Annotated in this window: 16 protein-coding genes; 8 read left to right on the forward strand and 8 right to left on the reverse strand. The window is 56.2% G+C overall.

The window, feature by feature from the left end; translation table 11 throughout:
- Positions 1 to 77: 77 nt before the first annotated feature.
- The 3 genes from YERSI8AC_RS05070 to YERSI8AC_RS05080 all read right to left on the reverse strand — a co-directional run bounded on the left by YERSI8AC_RS05070 (position 78) and on the right by YERSI8AC_RS05080 (position 3,526).
- On the reverse strand, positions 78 to 923 hold the full coding sequence (locus YERSI8AC_RS05070; protein ID WP_159176233.1) for a formyltransferase family protein: 846 nt from the start codon (positions 921 to 923) through the stop codon (positions 78 to 80).
- A 174-nt stretch (positions 924 to 1,097) separates the two neighbouring features.
- Entirely contained in the window at positions 1,098 to 2,390 is a 1,293-nt protein-coding gene (locus YERSI8AC_RS05075) for a lysine N(6)-hydroxylase/L-ornithine N(5)-oxygenase family protein (RefSeq protein ID WP_159176234.1), read from the reverse strand.
- A 23-nt stretch (positions 2,391 to 2,413) separates the two neighbouring features.
- Entirely contained in the window at positions 2,414 to 3,526 is a 1,113-nt protein-coding gene (locus tag YERSI8AC_RS05080) for a GNAT family N-acetyltransferase (RefSeq protein ID WP_236557246.1), read from the reverse strand.
- Between the two features lie 211 nt (positions 3,527 to 3,737).
- Between YERSI8AC_RS05080 and YERSI8AC_RS05085 the strand changes: the two genes are divergently transcribed.
- The 3 genes from YERSI8AC_RS05085 to YERSI8AC_RS05095 all read left to right on the forward strand — a co-directional run bounded on the left by YERSI8AC_RS05085 (position 3,738) and on the right by YERSI8AC_RS05095 (position 5,837).
- Positions 3,738 to 5,414 carry a cyclic peptide export ABC transporter gene (locus YERSI8AC_RS05085; RefSeq protein ID WP_236557247.1) on the forward strand — a complete coding sequence of 559 codons (1,677 nt, stop codon included), beginning with the start codon at positions 3,738 to 3,740 and terminating at the stop codon, positions 5,412 to 5,414.
- A 29-nt stretch (positions 5,415 to 5,443) separates the two neighbouring features.
- Positions 5,444 to 5,581: a type II toxin-antitoxin system RelB family antitoxin gene (gene relB / locus YERSI8AC_RS05090; RefSeq protein WP_236557248.1), complete on the forward strand. Its 138-nt coding sequence runs from the start codon at positions 5,444 to 5,446 to the stop codon at positions 5,579 to 5,581.
- Positions 5,582 to 5,648: 67 nt separating this feature from the next.
- Positions 5,649 to 5,837, forward strand: a complete 189-nt coding sequence (locus tag YERSI8AC_RS05095; RefSeq protein WP_236557249.1) for a HigA family addiction module antitoxin — start codon at positions 5,649 to 5,651, stop codon at positions 5,835 to 5,837.
- A 104-nt stretch (positions 5,838 to 5,941) separates the two neighbouring features.
- Here the strand turns inward: YERSI8AC_RS05095 and YERSI8AC_RS05100 are convergent, their stop codons facing one another.
- Genes YERSI8AC_RS05100 through YERSI8AC_RS05110 form a run of 3 tightly spaced genes read right to left on the reverse strand, consistent with a single transcriptional unit; the run spans position 5,942 to position 8,550 of the window.
- Complete coding sequence (locus tag YERSI8AC_RS05100) at positions 5,942 to 6,925, reverse strand: Rpn family recombination-promoting nuclease/putative transposase (RefSeq protein WP_159176236.1); 984 nt, start codon at positions 6,923 to 6,925, stop codon at positions 5,942 to 5,944.
- A gap of 52 nt (positions 6,926 to 6,977) precedes the next feature.
- Entirely contained in the window at positions 6,978 to 7,601 is a 624-nt protein-coding gene (locus tag YERSI8AC_RS05105) for a cytochrome b (protein ID WP_159176237.1), read from the reverse strand.
- A complete protein-coding gene (locus YERSI8AC_RS05110) occupies positions 7,594 to 8,550 on the reverse strand; it encodes a siderophore-interacting protein (protein WP_159176238.1) in 957 nt (318 codons plus the stop codon). The genes YERSI8AC_RS05105 and YERSI8AC_RS05110 overlap by 8 nt, the downstream gene beginning before the upstream one ends.
- A 181-nt stretch (positions 8,551 to 8,731) precedes the next feature.
- Between YERSI8AC_RS05110 and fhuB the strand changes: the two genes are divergently transcribed.
- From fhuB to YERSI8AC_RS05135, 5 genes are all read left to right on the forward strand, one after another.
- Positions 8,732 to 10,732: a Fe(3+)-hydroxamate ABC transporter permease FhuB gene (gene fhuB / locus YERSI8AC_RS05115; protein WP_159176239.1), complete on the forward strand. Its 2,001-nt coding sequence runs from the start codon at positions 8,732 to 8,734 to the stop codon at positions 10,730 to 10,732.
- Positions 10,729 to 11,517, forward strand: coding sequence for a siderophore-iron reductase FhuF (fhuF, locus tag YERSI8AC_RS05120; RefSeq protein WP_039860843.1), 789 nt, complete (start codon positions 10,729 to 10,731; stop codon positions 11,515 to 11,517). The genes fhuB and fhuF overlap by 4 nt, the downstream gene beginning before the upstream one ends.
- A 28-nt stretch (positions 11,518 to 11,545) precedes the next feature.
- Positions 11,546 to 13,204 carry a multidrug ABC transporter permease/ATP-binding protein gene (locus YERSI8AC_RS05125; protein ID WP_159176240.1) on the forward strand — a complete coding sequence of 553 codons (1,659 nt, stop codon included), beginning with the start codon at positions 11,546 to 11,548 and terminating at the stop codon, positions 13,202 to 13,204.
- A 198-nt stretch (positions 13,205 to 13,402) separates the two neighbouring features.
- On the forward strand, positions 13,403 to 13,633 hold the full coding sequence (locus YERSI8AC_RS05130) for a CopG family transcriptional regulator (protein ID WP_138799744.1): 231 nt from the start codon (positions 13,403 to 13,405) through the stop codon (positions 13,631 to 13,633).
- Positions 13,633 to 14,025 carry a type II toxin-antitoxin system VapC family toxin gene (locus YERSI8AC_RS05135; RefSeq protein ID WP_201304187.1) on the forward strand — a complete coding sequence of 131 codons (393 nt, stop codon included), beginning with the start codon at positions 13,633 to 13,635 and terminating at the stop codon, positions 14,023 to 14,025. The genes YERSI8AC_RS05130 and YERSI8AC_RS05135 overlap by 1 nt, the downstream gene beginning before the upstream one ends.
- A gap of 22 nt (positions 14,026 to 14,047) precedes the next feature.
- Here YERSI8AC_RS05135 and YERSI8AC_RS05140 read toward each other — a convergent pair whose 3' ends face one another.
- Both YERSI8AC_RS05140 and YERSI8AC_RS05145 read right to left on the reverse strand, forming a co-directional pair.
- Positions 14,048 to 14,317 carry a HigA family addiction module antitoxin gene (locus YERSI8AC_RS05140; protein ID WP_051052223.1) on the reverse strand — a complete coding sequence of 90 codons (270 nt, stop codon included), beginning with the start codon at positions 14,315 to 14,317 and terminating at the stop codon, positions 14,048 to 14,050.
- Positions 14,318 to 14,443: 126 nt separating this feature from the next.
- Positions 14,444 to 15,271 (reverse strand): helix-turn-helix domain-containing protein, encoded by an 828-nt coding sequence (locus YERSI8AC_RS05145; protein ID WP_159176241.1) that lies wholly within the window; start codon positions 15,269 to 15,271, stop codon positions 14,444 to 14,446.
- Between the last annotated feature and the right edge of the window lie 58 nt (positions 15,272 to 15,329).

Raw genomic sequence — 15,329 nt, forward strand, 5'->3', positions numbered from 1 at the left:
TGCGATGACTTCGCGCTCACAGGTATGGGAACACGAAGTGTCGAAGCCTGATTCAGTGCTGCGGCTATTCAATTAATTCAGCATATTGAGGAAGCCGTGATATCGTTTTTTAGAGCTTCCAACCCTTCGTGAAGCGTAGGAAAGAGGCTTTTATTGAAGTTTCGCCACCGTAATTCAATGATGGAGTCATCTGGTTCGATATGAGTTTCCAATAGGTCGTAGATGACTTCGCCAGAATCAATTCCACTGTCTACATAATGGAGTGAGGCGCCAGTCTTGTTGATAGCAGGAACGCTTTCGGTCTCCATTGTCTGCCAATTGATAACTTTTTTTCCTTGAGCCCCGTACAGTGCATCAAGTGTTGCCGAGGCACCCCGTCTTTGATAGGGGGAGTCTGGGCGCGTAATACCGGGATGGATATTGACGATCTTGCGATAAAAAGGACTCTGGGGGCGGATGAGTTCGTCTAGAATGACTAATAGTCCGTCAAGAACGACGACATCTGCTCCTACGGCCACTAACTTTTCTAGCAAGCTTTTTTCAAAAGTCGATTTCGCAGGGAGTCTATCGGGCGAGTCGGTTGGTAAGCGTCGGTAAGTGGATGGTATAGAGCAAAATAGGTCGTCAATGTGGCGTCCCTTCACAAAGAGTTCTTGTGGCAATATCCATGGCTTTCCAGGATGACGACAGAAACCATAGTCTTTGAGTTTCTCTTGGTCTTTTATTGAGCCTTCATCGTCATCATAAATCACTGTTTCCAGAGAGTAGGCATCGCCTAGCGGAGTCTCATTGAGAAATGTTACTAGGTGTTCAAGGGGTGACATCATGTACTGCTTTTCCCCCTTATACTCAATGTGTTGCCCCGCTTTATCGGCTGCAGCATTTCTCAGTGACAGGATATAAGCTAGTTTGAGTTTAGACATGTTTTATCCATGTTTTCGAATAGTAGATGTTAGTTTTAAGGCTCATCAGTCATGCTGACTTAGTGCCTGTGCTTCAACCGAAACGGTATTCAAGAACAGCATCTAGTTGCGATGCCCAGTGGTCAAGAAGTGGCCTGACCACTGGTATGATTTATGAAAGAGAGTTGATGAAAACTAGGAAATAGTAACCTCCTGCTTACAGGGAGAAGGGGCATATAAGGCAGTTGTCTGATCTAGTGCATCACAAATCTCACTTGTCCTTGCTGCCAAAATCGACAGGAGGGTGTCGCTTAAACCATGGGTGGGTTCGCAACTGCCTTGCAGGAAAATAGCCGGTTTGAACTCAGGCTTGGTGTAGAGCTGATAGTGGCGATTGACGGCAAAATCAGGCAGGTAGTCCGCAGCGGGGGCCAGCAGCTGTTTATGGGTATCGCGTACATAGCCGGTGGCTAATACCACTGCGTCGTAGCGGGTGGACTCTGTATGGCCGCTCTCCAAATCATGCACATTTAGCTCAACGCCTTCAGGGCCTGCTTGGCTGCCGATCACCTCATGGCGGCGGAGGAAGCGGTGGCGGGCCTGGCCGGTTACTTTTTGCTGGTAGAACACATCGTAAATTTCCTGAATCAGCGCCAAGTCAGGGGCTGAGTAGTTAGTGCTTTTGTACTCCTGTAGCAGCGCTTCCCGCTGGCCAGTGGGGTTGTTGAACACGTAGTCGGTGTATTCGGGGTTGAAGATTTCGTTAACAAAAGGGCTATCGTCCGAGGGTTTAAAGGCCCATGCCCGGCTAATAAGATCCACCTGAATGCCTTCGCGGCCGTGCAGATCCAGGAATATCTCAGCGGCGCTCTGGCCCGCACCGATAACGGCGATGCGTTTGGGGGCATCTTGCTTCGCCAGCTCTCTCAGATAGTGGCTGGAGTGGAAGACCCGCGGGTCGTCTTTTAGCCCGGCGAAGCATTCAGGCACATTGGGCGCGCCGCCCACGCTGATCACCAGTGAGCGGGTGAGTCTTTCCTGCACCGCGCCACTTTCATCTCGTGAACGAACACGGAGGTAGGCGATCTCGTCGTTATCCGTTTCGGGCAGTACTTCAAACACATCCTCTCCATAGGTGCACTGGTGTTCAAAGTGGCTGGCCGTCCAGCTTAGGTAGTCATTGAACTCATGGCGGCTGGGGAAGAAGGTCTGCAGGTTGATAAAGTCCTGCAGGCGGCCTTTGCTGTGGAGGTAATTGAGAAAGCTGAAACGACTCCCTGGGTTACGCGGCGTGACCAGATCTTTGAGAAAAGAGATCTGCATATGGGCGTTTTCCAGCAGCATATGCGGGTGCCAGGCAAAGCAGGGTTGACGCTCAATAAACAAGGCATCCCGTGCTTGCCCTGCCTGGCGCTGTTCGTCGAGCGCAATGGCCAGGGCAATGTTGGAGGGGCCGAAGCCGATGCCGATCAAGTCGTGAATATGCATAAGAGTCCTCGTGGCTGACGTGTTTATGGGGTGAAGCGTGGGTCGGGTCGTGGCGCTGACCCAGGGTGCGGAGGCAGCAGAATCCAACTGCGCTCGTTAAAAAAGTGTTCGCGTAGCTGCATGCTGAGCATGGCCCGCTTATGGGGGAAATCGAACGCCTTAACATGGGCATAACCGCACTGGGCAAGGTTGCGCAGCATCTTGGTGTTATCCACGCGGGGCTCAATCACTAGGCGTTGGGTGCGGCAATCATCCAGAAACAGGTAGTGCGAGATGGAGGGCATCCAGGCAGCGACATAGGGCCGCCCGCAAAAAGCGGCTTCGCCGATCAGTACGTGCCAGCCGCGATCAAAGTCACCGGCATCGTAATAAGCGCCGATGCGATCCTCCTTGGCCCAGTAGGTCTCGAAATAACCGAAGGGCTCACCGTCGATACAGCCGATCAATGGCACAACGCTGGGGTTCTGGAGCGTGCTTTCTAGCCGCTCGCGATGCTGTTCCAAATCACCCCGCTCTTCCCAGAAATGGGCGACGACCGGGTCGTTCATCCAGCGGTTGAAGCGCTCCAGATCAAGTTCCAGGTCAAGCACTCGAAAGCTTAAGGTGGCATCCAGCCAGGCAATATGACGCTGATAGACCGTGCCACTGGGGCGCGGCGGGCGGCGTGGGTGTCGTTTTCCATTCTCCAATATGGGCTGCTGCGGGTAAGGGCGCGTGGGTGGCGAGTTAAGCCAAAGTGTGGGTAACTGCCAAATTAACTCGGCATAGACCCAGAGCTCCCCATGGCTTTCTTGAACCGCGATGCCGGCGGCACACAGGTTGGCGTGCAAAACACTAGGTAGCTGAAGGCGTAGCGCAACACTGGCCGGGTAAAAGGCAAAAGCCCCTTCGATAGCGGCAAGCAATGCCGGGAAAGGTGGTGCTGAACGCTGTGACCACTGCAGCATCAAGGTGCTGTTATCGTCTACTAGCAACCACTCAAGACGCTCTTGATGTCCTTCCACATAAAGTGTCTGCGTGGTTACCTCATAGGAAACTTGATAGGTGCACCCCTCTGGGCGTGAGAGCAGCGGGGCCACCGCGTAGCTTTCAGAGGGTACGTGTACCTGTGGTTGTGCCTGGACAGAACTGGACACCGCTAAGCTCCTATCGAAAAAAAGAATCAAAAAACAGCAATAAAAAATCACCCCCACCGAGGGGCGGCGTACTGACTTCTCTACCTAAAGACGAATGAGAATGAGGCATGTTTACATAAAAGATGGCTAACTTTTTGTGGCGCTGGTTCGTCTTATGGGTAGATGCCGCTTTCCAATAGCTTTTTTCCAATCGCTTTCCAATGAGGTGAATGTGCTTTCCTATCTGATTCGTCGAACCCGCGGGTTGATGACCGCCGCTGCGCTGGCCAGTATTTTCTCGGGGCTTTTCAGCGTGCTGCTGATTGCCCAAATCAATGCGGCGTTAAACAGCGATGCCGCCAGCCGTGCCAATGCGGCTTGGGGCTTCGCGGGGATTGCTGTGGCCCTAATGGTCTGTCGGATGGTGTCGACGGCGCTGTTTGAGCGGCTGGGGCAGCGTGCTCTGGCCGAGTTACGCAGTTTTGTCGCCCAGTGCGTGGCCGAGACCCCCTTTGCTCGGTTCGAGCGTGTGGGCAGTGCACGGATCCAGTCGGCGCTCACCGAGCACAGCAACAACGTGGCGGTACTGTTCGTTAGCTTGCCGGTGATTTTGACCAATACGGTCATCGTGGTGGGGTGCTTGGGCTATCTGGCAATGCTTTCATGGCAGGTGTTTTTGTTTGCACTGGGGGTGATTGGGCTGGGCGCTGTCGGCTACCATCTGGTGCACTTACGCGCTATTCACTACCTCCAGGATGCCTCGTCAGAGCAGGATCGATTGTTTGGTCATTTCCGCGCGCTGACCGATGGTGCAAAAGAGCTACGCCTACACCAGCGCAAGAGCCGGGTCTTTATGGATCAGATACTGGGGGAGTCGGTTGAAGGCGTGCGGCGGCTGCGCACCTATGGCATGTCGCTGTTCGTGATCTCGACCAGTTGGGGGCAGTTCCTGATGTACGCCTTTATCGGTCTGGTGCTGTTTGTGTTGGCGGGCGATGGGCCTAATCAAACCCAGGTAATGACCGGTTTTGCCCTGGTGTTTGTATTTATGGTGACCCCCCTTGAAGGCTTGCTGATCAATATCCCGCGGATCAATATGGCGCGGGTAGCTGCTAGTCGAATTGATGACATTACACGAGAGATGCCCCAGGGGCAGAAGAGGCAAGCGTCACCTCAGGTGCCTGCTTTGCAGCGTCTTGAGTTGCGCGATGTCACCCATCAGTACTACCACGAGCAGAGCGATGACTTCTTTGAGTTGGGGCCGATTAATCTGAGCTTTACGCCGGGGGAAGTGGTGTTTCTGGTGGGGGGCAACGGTAGCGGTAAGACCACGCTGGCCAAAGTAGTGGTGGGGCTTTACCCGCCGGAAGGTGGCGAGGTATTGCTCAATGGAGAGCGGGTCGAAGCGGATGGCTGGGATGCCTACCGGCAGCTCTTCTCGGTGGTGTTCTCAGACTTCCATCTCTTTGAGCGCCTGTTAGAGGCACCGCGTGATGGCCTGGACGAGGAGGGTAATCGCCTGCTGGCCAAGTTGCACCTGCAGCACAAGGTGCGGGTTGAAAACGGTGCGTTCACCACCCAAGCACTCTCCCAGGGCCAGCGTAAGCGTCTGGCGCTGGTGGTGTCCTACCTTGAGGATCGGCCCTTCTTGGTGTTTGACGAGTGGGCGGCGGATCAGGATCCGTTATTCAAAGAGGTGTTTTACTGCGAGGTGTTGCCCGAGCTAAAACGCATGGGTAAAGCGGTGCTGGTCATCACCCACGATGACCGCTATTTCCACCTCGCAGATCGATTGGTGCGGCTAGAGAGCGGTAAGCTGTTGACTGCTGGGCAAACGACTGACGAGCAGTCGATTGGCGCGGAGGTGGGAGCTTCAGAGGAAGATGTCAAAATAGGGAGTATCGATTAAACTGTACAGGTAACCGAGGAGAGATGATCATGAATACCCAGCTAGATCCTATCGTTTCGGAATTCGAGACGCAGGAACAAGCCGATAGCTATGATCGTTGGCTCAAGGCCAAAGTTCAGAGCAGCATCGACAACCCGGGCCAAGGAATGCCTTATGACCAAGGTTGATGCGATCATCGCCGACGCGGAGCAACGCCAAAGCGGCGGAGTTTCGTGAGCCTGCCTATCCACTGGCATGACGCGTACTGCGCTATTGCGGATTCTGAACGGTAATGCCGGTATTTCTGCCGACATGGCACTGAGGCTTGAGCAGGCATTGGGTACCAGCGCCGAAATGTGGCTGGAAATGCAGCTCAAGTATGAGCTATGGCAAGCGTCACAGCGTCCACGCGCTCAGGTCACTCCTCTTCACGCAATAGGGTGAAGGCAAGCTAAAGGGCATGTCCCATTTGCTTCGGCCCTGCGATGGATCAAGGAGGGCAGTATTAGAGCCACCGTCTGCGTCGGGGTGCTCTTTTTTCATGGCTATCAGCGCTTAAACATATCGTCCAGGCTAGTGGCGAATAACACCTCTCGCATCCAGTCCTTCAACTGATCATGGTCGGCTTGTGCAAGTGCCGTTTCCACCCACTCGGGCATCTCACCAAATTTAAAGGTGAGTTGTGTGCGTACCATATCGCGGGCTTCTTCCAAACGTCCCTCTTGCCGTCCCTCTTGCCGCCCTTCCTGCCGTTCTTTTTGGCGCCAGTTTTCTAAGTTTTCTGCCAACATATCTCTGTCCTCCACTAAGCTATGTAACTGATCCAGGTTGATATTGGTACTCAGCCGCTGCAGGTGGCGTTTTAGCCAGCGAGTCAGGATCTTGTCAATTCTCTCCTTATTTGGATCGTTCTTGATAATGCTGACGATCCTATCTACTGCCAGCTGGAGTGAAGTGTGGTCAAGTGATGCCTTTTCAATTTCGAATACACCGCTTAGAGCACTATGACGCTGAGCGAGTTCCTCATCAGTGTAGGCGCCTTCGTCGATTAAATAATAGCGTAAATGTGGCTGGTAGGACTGTAAGAAAGCAGGAGGCTCGGGCTGCACCATGTCGTAAATATCTTGTTTGGCCTGCCAGCGTCGCGAGCCATTATACAGCACGATGGGAAACACCGGCGGAAGCCCTTGACTGGCGGTGGTGGCGCTATTTTTTAATAAGTGATCGTAGAAGCAGGCGACGTAGTGCATGAGCCGAATCGGCATGGTGTGATCGATTGTGGATTGAAACTCGAGCAGCAGGTAAAGATAGACTTCTTGGGTAGCGCCCTGCCAATTTACTTGCACTGACCAGACCAAGTCTTCAAATTTTTCTTCAAACAGCGGGGTAATGTAATTGCCGCTATGTAGCTGCAACGTTTTGAAATCCATCAGCTCGGCAATGCCTGGGGGTGTAAAGCCTTCAATGAGCTGTTGGACAAACTCAGGGTAACTGAAGAGTTCTTTATAGCCAGTGTCGTAGTGGTTAGCCATGAGGTCTCCTATCGTTTACAACTGCATAACCTAAGAATCCTAATCCAGACCTTTACCTGCCACTTCCCCCCACCATCCGCGCCAATACCTTGTCCTTGAACCAGAAATGGTGAACCAGTGCCATTGCTATGTGGCCGATGACTAATCCACATAGCAGCCACGAGAGCGGGCCGTGAAGGAGCTCGGCTGGGGCGATCATCCAGGTGATGTCGCGTTCCGCTTCGGGCAGCAGCTCCATGCCATAAAAGCGTAGCGCCCCGCCGCGGCCGTACTGGCGCAAAATAGCGAAAGCGGGCAACCACATTAGTAGCCCATAAAAGGTGATATGGACAAAGCGCGCCAAGCGCCCACCTAGCCCTGGCGTGTGGGGCGGGCGTTGTTTGCGATTTATCCATGCCCAGCCAAGGCGAGCCAGCGTCACGATCAGAATCATAAATCCTAATGAGCCGTGAGGCCCGATGCTCGCCAAGAACAGCGTGATAGCGTTTTCGCCCATTCCTCTCCAGGCCAGCAACACGGAAAATTGCAGCGTGACCAGCGCGGCGGTCAACCAGTGCAGTACACGGCTGACCCGCCCATAGCAGTTGGGGCTGTCTCGCCAGCCAATAGGCGTTTGAGCTGGCTTGCTTGTGATATCACTGTTTAACGCCGTGTTGTTTGCCGTTCCTTTAACCATTGGCCTTGCCCTGGCGCCAGTAGCCCATGCTGGTAACGTACTGCTTGGGTAGCCCGCACTCGTTGACTAAGTAGCGGCGCAGTTTCATGGCGACCTTGGTTTCAGCGGCGATCCAGGCGTAGAAGGGCGCACTGTCATCCAGGGTGGCGGGTTCCCAGAGTGGGCCATCCTCATCGTTGCTTTCGTCGTCGGTCGTGGCGCCGGTAGTGGCGCTGGTAGTGGTGTTAGCAGGCGTGCCGCCTAGCGCTTGAATTTCCCTATGTAAATCAATATCGCGTACTGCTCTCATTAGCAGCTCACCATGTTGGCAGCCGGACTCAGCGTCACGTGCCAGCCAGCGCAGCTTGGCGGCCTGGGGCAGAGGCTGAACGTCGTCGCCACGAGGCACTTCGAATAGCGCTTCGACCTTGGGTTTGAGCGGTAGGTCATCAAGGGTTTCCAGAATGCCGGCGGCAGCGGGGAGGGCGGTTTCATCGGCGATGATCAGAATACGGCGTACGCCTTGGGGCGGCTTCCACTCGTAGCCCAACTTTGGGCCTTCCGCGTTAGCGTCGGGGGCTGTCATGGCTAGCCGGTCGCCGGGGCGGGCGTGCATTACCCAGCGTGAGGCGGGGCCATTGTCACCATGGAGCACGAATTCTACATCCACCTCAGCCTGCTCTGGGCGCAGGGCACGGATGGTGTAGGTGCGCGCAGAGGGGCGCTGCGCATCCGGCAGTGCGCGGTAGGCGCCGTACCAGTCGTGTTCTTCCAGCTTGGCAATTTCAAACAGCGGGTCGAGACTGCCACCGCCTTCGGGAAAGAATAGCTTGACGCGCTGATCCGGTGCGTAGGTCGCCATTTGGCTGACTTCCGGGCCAGTAAAGGTGAACCTGACTAATGAGGCGCTGACTTGGGTGCGCCGGGCTAGGGTGATATCGAAAAGCTGGTAGCTCGGTTTGGCTGCCATGGTGTGGGTCTCCTTATACGTCTGCATAAATCAAGGAGTCAATTGTAGTGCTAATTATTATCATTTAGAATCGTTGTCAATAATTTAATCATTAACCTCCAAAACCATTGAAGGCTAAGACAATGACGCTGTTGCCTATTACGCCCCGCGTGGCGAGCTGTTCGGTGTTCAGGTGCCCACTATGCTAGGCGCCTCGCAAGTTGCCCAACGAGTGGGCGGAATGTCGCCTGCAAAAGCCTGCCTGTTGTTGAGCCTGCCGATGGTTGTGCTGTTTTGGGTGGGCCTGCAGGGGCAGGGTGGTTTTACTCTGGGATTGCAGGCGTTAGTGGCGCCCTCTTTTGAAAACGTTGACGAGCTGCTGCTTTATTACGCGTGGTGGCCGCGCCTCTCGATTGCGCTGCTCGCCGGGGGGGGGTTAGGGCTAGCGGGCGTACTTATGCAGCAGGTTCTGCGCAACCCCTTGGCATCGCCCACCACCCTAGGTGTGGCGTCGGGCGCTAATTTGGCGCTGATGACCGCCACCTTGCTGGCGCCGGGGCTGCTTGTGGCCGGGCGAGAATGGGTGGCTTTGCTGGGAGGCGCGCTGGCAGTTGGCTTAGTTTTTCTGCTCTCCTGGCGGCGCGGGCTGGCGCCGATCGTGGTGGTGCTGGCGGGCCTGGTGGTCAATCTGTACCTGGGGGCACTCTCCACCGCGCTACTGCTGTTCAACCACGAGGCGCTCTCCGGGCTACTGATTTGGGGCGCGGGCTCGCTGGCGCAAAACGGTTGGGACGGCGTTGCAATCCTCTGGCCTCGGCTGGCGATTAGCTGCGTGGCCGCGTGGTTTTTGCTACGGCCCTTGGCGGTGCTGGAGCTGGACGACGCCAGCGCCAAGAGCCTGGGAGTCTCGCTGACCTATCTACGCTTTGCGGGGATGGGGTTGGCAGTATTTATTACCGGCAGCATTGTCAGCGTGGTGGGCATCATCGGTTTTATCGGCTTGGCAGCGCCGAATATCGTGCGCATGGCCGGTGCGCGCCGCTTAGGGCCGCGGCTAATCTGGTCGACGCTATTAGGGGCCGTGCTGCTGGCTACCACGGATCTGCTGCTGCAGCAGTTCGGTGGCATGGTGGCAGCTTTTATTCCTACCGGGGCGATTACCGGTGCCCTGGGGGCACCGCTGTTAATGTGGCTGATTCCGCGCCTGAAACTGCAGGGCGACCAGCCGCCGAAAGGGGCGGGTGTTTTCGCCCGCCGTAACCCAGCGCCTTCACGTTTAGCCACCGGATTACTGCTCGCGTTACTGGGGGCAACGGTTCTCGGCTTGCTGTTTGGCCAGGGTGTAGACGGCTGGTACTGGCTGGCACCCAATAACTGGAATGTCATGCAGTGGCGCATGCCCCGGGTGATGGCGGCCGCCGCCAGCGGATTGATGCTGGCGATTGCCGGGACGATTCTTCAGCGCCTTTCCGCCAACCCCATGGCTAGCCCCGAAGTGCTGGGTATCAGCGGTGGCTGTGCCATTGCGCTGATTCTGGGGATTTTTCTGCTGCCTGCGCCCACCAATATGATGCTGATTGGCGTGGGTACCCTGGGGGCTTTCGCAACACTGCTGGTGTTGGTAGGTATCAACCGCAAGAGCGGTTACCTCCCCGAGCGTTTGCTGCTCACCGGGGTGGCGGTCAGTGCGTTATTTGATGCGGTTCGCAGCGTAATGCTGGCAGGTGGCGATCCTCGTGGCCAGCAGGTGATTGCCTGGCTGGCGGGCTCCACCTACTACGTGGATATCACCAATGCGGTGGTGGTAGGGGGGATTGCTGCCGTGCTGGCGCTGATCACGCTGCCCTTCACCCGCTGGCTGGATATCTTGCCGTTAGGCGCACCGACGGCCAAGGCGCTTGGGGTAACCCTCAACCGTGCCCGTTTGGCGTTGCTGCTGTTGGTGGCCTTGTTAACCGCCTGCGCCACCCTGGTGGTGGGGCCGCTTTCGTTTATTGGCCTGCTGGCGCCGCATATGGCGCGCTTGGTCGGCTTCTCCCGGGCGGGTCAGCATCTGCTGGGGGCTGCATTGATCGGCATGCTATTGATGGTGCTGGCGGACTGGGTGGGTCGTCAGATTATTTTCCCCTATGAGATACCAGCGGGCTTGGTCGCCTCCCTGATTGGCGGCGCTTACTTTATGTGGGGGCTGCGGCGGCTATGAGTAACGTGGCGATCAAAACGAGGGAGCTTTGGGCAGCAGCGAACCCTGCGGAGGCGCTGTTAGCGCTGTACCGCCAGCCGCCACTGGATAACCTGAAAGCCCCAGCGTTTGGTCAGCCTGATGAACCGACGCTGGCAGCCTCTGCGTTGCTGGATCGAGACTTCCTGAGTGAGCAACTGGCGCGCTATGGCCGCAGCCACGGTGAAGATGCCGACCGCAAAGCCGTTGCTTCAATTTGGTCGAAGTATCATTTCAGTAGTGTCTCGATTCCGACGCTGGTGGCCAATCTGCTCCTCGGTTACGCGTTGCCGGTGAGCATAAACGAACTACGGCTGGCGCTTGGTGATAAAGGCCAGACCGGGCGTATCTGGTTGCCCCATGGTGGCATTCCGCTGTCCTCTCAAGCGCCCCAAGCCCGCTTTAGCACGCTATTTGACGACCACTGTGCGCCACTCATTGAGGCGCTTGCAGCGGTTTCTGGGCTTTCTACCAAAGTGTTTTGGAGCAACCTTGGAGCCTATGTGGAGTTCGTGGGGAAGACCTGTTCGCGGCTCCCGGAATTCAGCGGCGCGGGTGATCCACTGCTGGATTATCTCGATACCAAGACGCTGCCCGATGGGCGGCGCAACCCGCTCTACCAGCCGGTGCGCTATCTAGAACTGGGCGGTGAGACGCCTGCTCGTGTGCGGCGGCTATGCTGTATCAAATACCGGCTACCCGGTGAGCCGCTATGTGGCGGTTGCCCGCTAAAACCTGAGAATAAGCCGGCCAAGCGCCGGAGCTAACTTTCGAATCGCCAAAGGAGCCTTGTTTATGGAGCTGTTGAGGATTGTATGGCGTGATTATCGTTGGCCTTTTGTCGCAGTGGTACTGCTTAGCCTCACAAGTGCTGGCCTGGGCATCGGTGTCATCGCCTTTATCAATCAACGGCTGCTGGGCACCTTCACTGACCCCTGGCGCATCCTGCCCGAGTTCCTGGGGCTGATAGCGTTGCTACTGGTCATTACTCTGACATCACAATTGGCGCTGACCACGCTGGGTCACCATTTCGTCTATCGGCTGCGGGGGCAGTTGATCAAGCGAATTCTGGATACCGATATCGAACGCACCGAGCAGATTGGCAGTGCGCGGCTGCTGGCAAGTCTCTCCTCCGACGTGAGTTCAGTGACCGTTGCTTTTATACGCTTGCCGGAACTGGTGCAGGGCGGGGTGCTGACGATAGGTGCCACGCTTTACCTGGCGTGGCTTTCGCCTGCCATGCTGGGTGTCTCCGCGCTCTGGGTGATCGTGACGGTGTTGATTGGCATGCGTTTGGTGGCCCGGGTCTATGGGCATATGGCCAAACTGCGCGACATACAGGATCGTCTCTACGCGGATTACCAGTCGGTGATCGAGGGGCGTAAGGAACTGGCACTCAATCGCGACCGCGCCGAGTGGCTGTATCGCGATGTCTATACACCTAACGCACAGGATTGTCGGCGTCATTTTATTCTTGGTGATACCTACCATCTCAGCGCGGTGAACTGGTTCAACATCATGATGCTGGGCGCCATCGGCGTCGCGTTCTTTTTGGCCAACGGCCTGGGCTGGGCATCGGTGCAGGTAGCCACTACTTTTTCACTCACGCTGCTGTTTTTGCGTGCGCCGCTTATGCAGGCCATTGGCGCCTTTCCGACGCTGATTAACGCCCGAGTGGCGTTCGAAAAGATCAGCAGTTTAGACTTGGCCGAGCACCGCGAAGCGTTCGGCCACTCTGCGCTGCGCCACGACTGGCAGGAACTAACCCTTGAGCAGGTCAGCTATCGCTACCCGGATGAGGAATCTCGGGCGGGTTTTGCCATCGGCCCTATCGACCTGACCTTGAAACGTGGCGAGGTGGTGTTTCTGATCGGCGGTAACGGCAGCGGGAAATCGACTTTGGCGAGGCTGCTGACTGGGCTCTACCAGCCTCAAAGCGGCGGTGTGCGCGTCGATGGCAGGCCGCTGCAGGAGGAAGATTGGACACGCTATCGCCAGCACTTCTCGGCCATATACACTGACCTGCATTTGTTTGATCGTCTGATGGGCCCTGCGGGTGAGTCACCCGACCCGGCGTTGGTGGAGGAGTGGCTTGCCGCGCTGGGCATGCATAGCAAGCTCGACTTCGACGGCGATCGCATCACCAACGTCAACCTCTCCCAGGGCCAGCGCAAGCGTCTGGCGATGCTGCTAGCCGTTGCGGAGCAGCGCGACCTATTGCTGCTTGACGAATGGGCCGCCGACCAAGACCCGCAGTTCCGCCGAGTCTTTTACCGCGAGCTCTTGCCGCAGTTGCGGGCACTGGGCAAGACGCTGGTGGTGATCAGCCACGATGACCACTACTTCGACCAGGCCGACCGGCTGCTGGAAATGCGCCAGGGGCAGTTGGTTGAACTCACCGGCGAACAGCGGGAAGCCGCCAGCCGCGATGCGGTGGCAAGGGTGAATGGGTAGTCATTGATGTGAGTCGCTTGGAATGATTAGTTATGGCGAGTGATATCGCTTGTCTAAGCCATGCCCTGGTGATGGCGGAGTGTCCCGTTTTCCAGTTAGAGAAAGGCCCCGTTGCCAGCACTTGCACCGCCAGCAGCCTTGACGCTTTTACCACAGGGACATATATTTCAACATATACTTGCTGGTAAAAGGTGTGTCATGGGCCAAGTTACGATTTATATCGATGATGATACCGAGAAGAAAATGGCGGCGGCGGCCAAGTCGATGAATGTCTCCAAGAGCAAATGGATTACTAATCTGATCAAAGATGAGGTTGCCAATGAGTGGCCACAGGCGGTGGTCGAACTGGCTGGGGCTTGGGATGAGTTTCCGTCCCTGGAGGAGATTCGGGCAGGAGCCGGCACCGATCATCAGCGGGAACCACTTTGATGTATGTGCTTGACACCAATACGCTCATCTACTTTTTCAAAGGCATGGGCAGTGTCGCCGATAACCTCTTGTCAAAAAAGCCTGGCGATGTTGGCATACCTGCGATTGTGTTGTACGAGCTGGAGCTGGGTATTGCAAAATCGGCTGCTCCCCAAAAGAGAATGATGCAGCTCGACAAACTGATCGACACTGTACAGATTCTTGAGTTTTCCACACCCGAAGCCAAAGCCTCAGCGCAAATTCGCGCAACCCTGGAAAAGCAGGGAACCCCTATCGGCCCCTACGATACGCTGATCGCCGGTACCGCGCTCGCCAACCAAGGTACATTAGTCACCCACAATACTGGGGAATTTAAACGCATTAAAAAGCTAGCGGTTGAAGATTGGTACTAGCTGGTTGCGCGGTATCGCTCAGCTAAGCCGCGCCCTGATTATGGCGAAGCTGAAAGAGGTCATAATTGGTCTGCATGGATAGCCAGAATTCGGCGCTTCCGGCATGCAATTTTTCTAGAGCCAATGCCATTTCAGGTGTGACGGAGGCGCTGCCGTTAATTACCCGGTTCAGGGTGTTACGGTGGCAGCCGAGTTGTTCAGCGACCGATGCCACGCTGCCAATCTTGTGGCCGTCTTCATCCTCAATCAGACGTTGCCGGATAATGCGACCCGGATGTGAGGGGTTATACATGGCCATTGTTTCTTCTCCCATCAGTGATAATCCCAACTGGTTTTTATTTATTGTAGTGTGTCGCGCGACAGTGTGCAATTCCCCCAGAACTCGCTCGTACAGCTGCATCAGTACTCGCAATACTTTTTATAACCTTTTGCGCTGTTTGATGGCTTTAGGGGCATAACCGAAGAAGCGCGTGAAGGCTGCGCTGAAGTTACTTGGGTGCTGATAGCCCGTGGCGTAGGCGGCCTGCGCGACCTGTTGACCGCTCTCCAGCAGCGTATGGGCGTGGCGCATGCGCTGTTGATGAAGAAAGTGTTGAGGCGTTGTGCCAAACATGCGACGAAATCCCTGCTTAAGCTTCTGCTCTCCTAGCCCCACCCGTGCTCCTAGATAGGTCAGGGTCAAGGGGCGATCCAGTTCGCTGAGAAGGATCTCACGGGCCTGGACGATGCGCTCGGCGTCTGCGCTGGCGATGTTCCGTGTAGGGCTGGGTTCCGGCAGCAGCGTCTCGAGTTGTTCCCCCAATAAGCTCAAGGCGTGAATGTGTTGCTGGAGCCGAGCGCTGCCTGTTTGGAGGCATACCTGGAGCGCCTGCAGATGTGCCCGGCTGACCGGCGACGTAGGCTGAAAAGCCAGCGGTCGAATACCCCCAGAGGCAGGGAGTGCTGCTTGATATCGCTCGCCCAGGTAGCGCGCTAGCCAGCCAGTACTGGCGACAAGGCGTAACTGAAGCACTGTTTCCCCTTCCGGTATATGGCGCTCCCCCTGGCTGTGGTCAAAGGTGGTTACCGTGGTGTGACCGTGACCGAAATCGATGCGCGGCCCCCAGCGCTCTCGGTAATCAGAGCGGCCTTGTAGACCAAAGGTCACAATCACGCCTGCGCCCGTATGGGGTGTGCGGCTCTCTTCGACGAGCGCTTGTTTAGCACGGTAGCGGGTTAACACTACCGAGAGGCCATCATCCAGCACGCAGCATTGAGAACCTTGCAGAGAGTCGCTAATGGGAGGTGAAGCGTCGCTACGCATA

Source organism: Halomonas sp. 113, from assembly GCF_904067645.1.
GTDB classification, from domain to species: Bacteria; Pseudomonadota; Gammaproteobacteria; order Pseudomonadales; family Halomonadaceae; genus Vreelandella; species Vreelandella titanicae.

Bases quoted from the DNA above. Each gene is read 5' to 3' on its own strand.
- YERSI8AC_RS05070 (WP_159176233.1), bottom strand. From the start codon at position 923: ATGTCTAAACTCAAACTAGCTTATATCCTGTCACTGAGAAATGCTGCA.
- YERSI8AC_RS05075 (WP_159176234.1), bottom strand. From the start codon at position 2,390: ATGCATATTCACGACTTGATCGGCATCGGCTTCGGCCCCTCCAACATT.
- relB (WP_236557248.1), top strand. From the start codon at position 5,444: ATGAATACCCAGCTAGATCCTATCGTTTCGGAATTCGAGACGCAGGAA.
- YERSI8AC_RS05095 (WP_236557249.1), top strand. From the start codon at position 5,649: ATGACGCGTACTGCGCTATTGCGGATTCTGAACGGTAATGCCGGTATT.
- YERSI8AC_RS05100 (WP_159176236.1), bottom strand. From the start codon at position 6,925: ATGGCTAACCACTACGACACTGGCTATAAAGAACTCTTCAGTTACCCT.
- YERSI8AC_RS05105 (WP_159176237.1), bottom strand. From the start codon at position 7,601: ATGGTTAAAGGAACGGCAAACAACACGGCGTTAAACAGTGATATCACA.
- YERSI8AC_RS05110 (WP_159176238.1), bottom strand. From the start codon at position 8,550: ATGGCAGCCAAACCGAGCTACCAGCTTTTCGATATCACCCTAGCCCGG.
- fhuB (WP_159176239.1), top strand. From the start codon at position 8,732: ATGCTAGGCGCCTCGCAAGTTGCCCAACGAGTGGGCGGAATGTCGCCT.
- fhuF (WP_039860843.1), top strand. From the start codon at position 10,729: ATGAGTAACGTGGCGATCAAAACGAGGGAGCTTTGGGCAGCAGCGAAC.
- YERSI8AC_RS05125 (WP_159176240.1), top strand. From the start codon at position 11,546: ATGGAGCTGTTGAGGATTGTATGGCGTGATTATCGTTGGCCTTTTGTC.
- YERSI8AC_RS05130 (WP_138799744.1), top strand. From the start codon at position 13,403: ATGGGCCAAGTTACGATTTATATCGATGATGATACCGAGAAGAAAATG.
- YERSI8AC_RS05135 (WP_201304187.1), top strand. From the start codon at position 13,633: ATGTATGTGCTTGACACCAATACGCTCATCTACTTTTTCAAAGGCATG.
- YERSI8AC_RS05140 (WP_051052223.1), bottom strand. From the start codon at position 14,317: ATGTATAACCCCTCACATCCGGGTCGCATTATCCGGCAACGTCTGATT.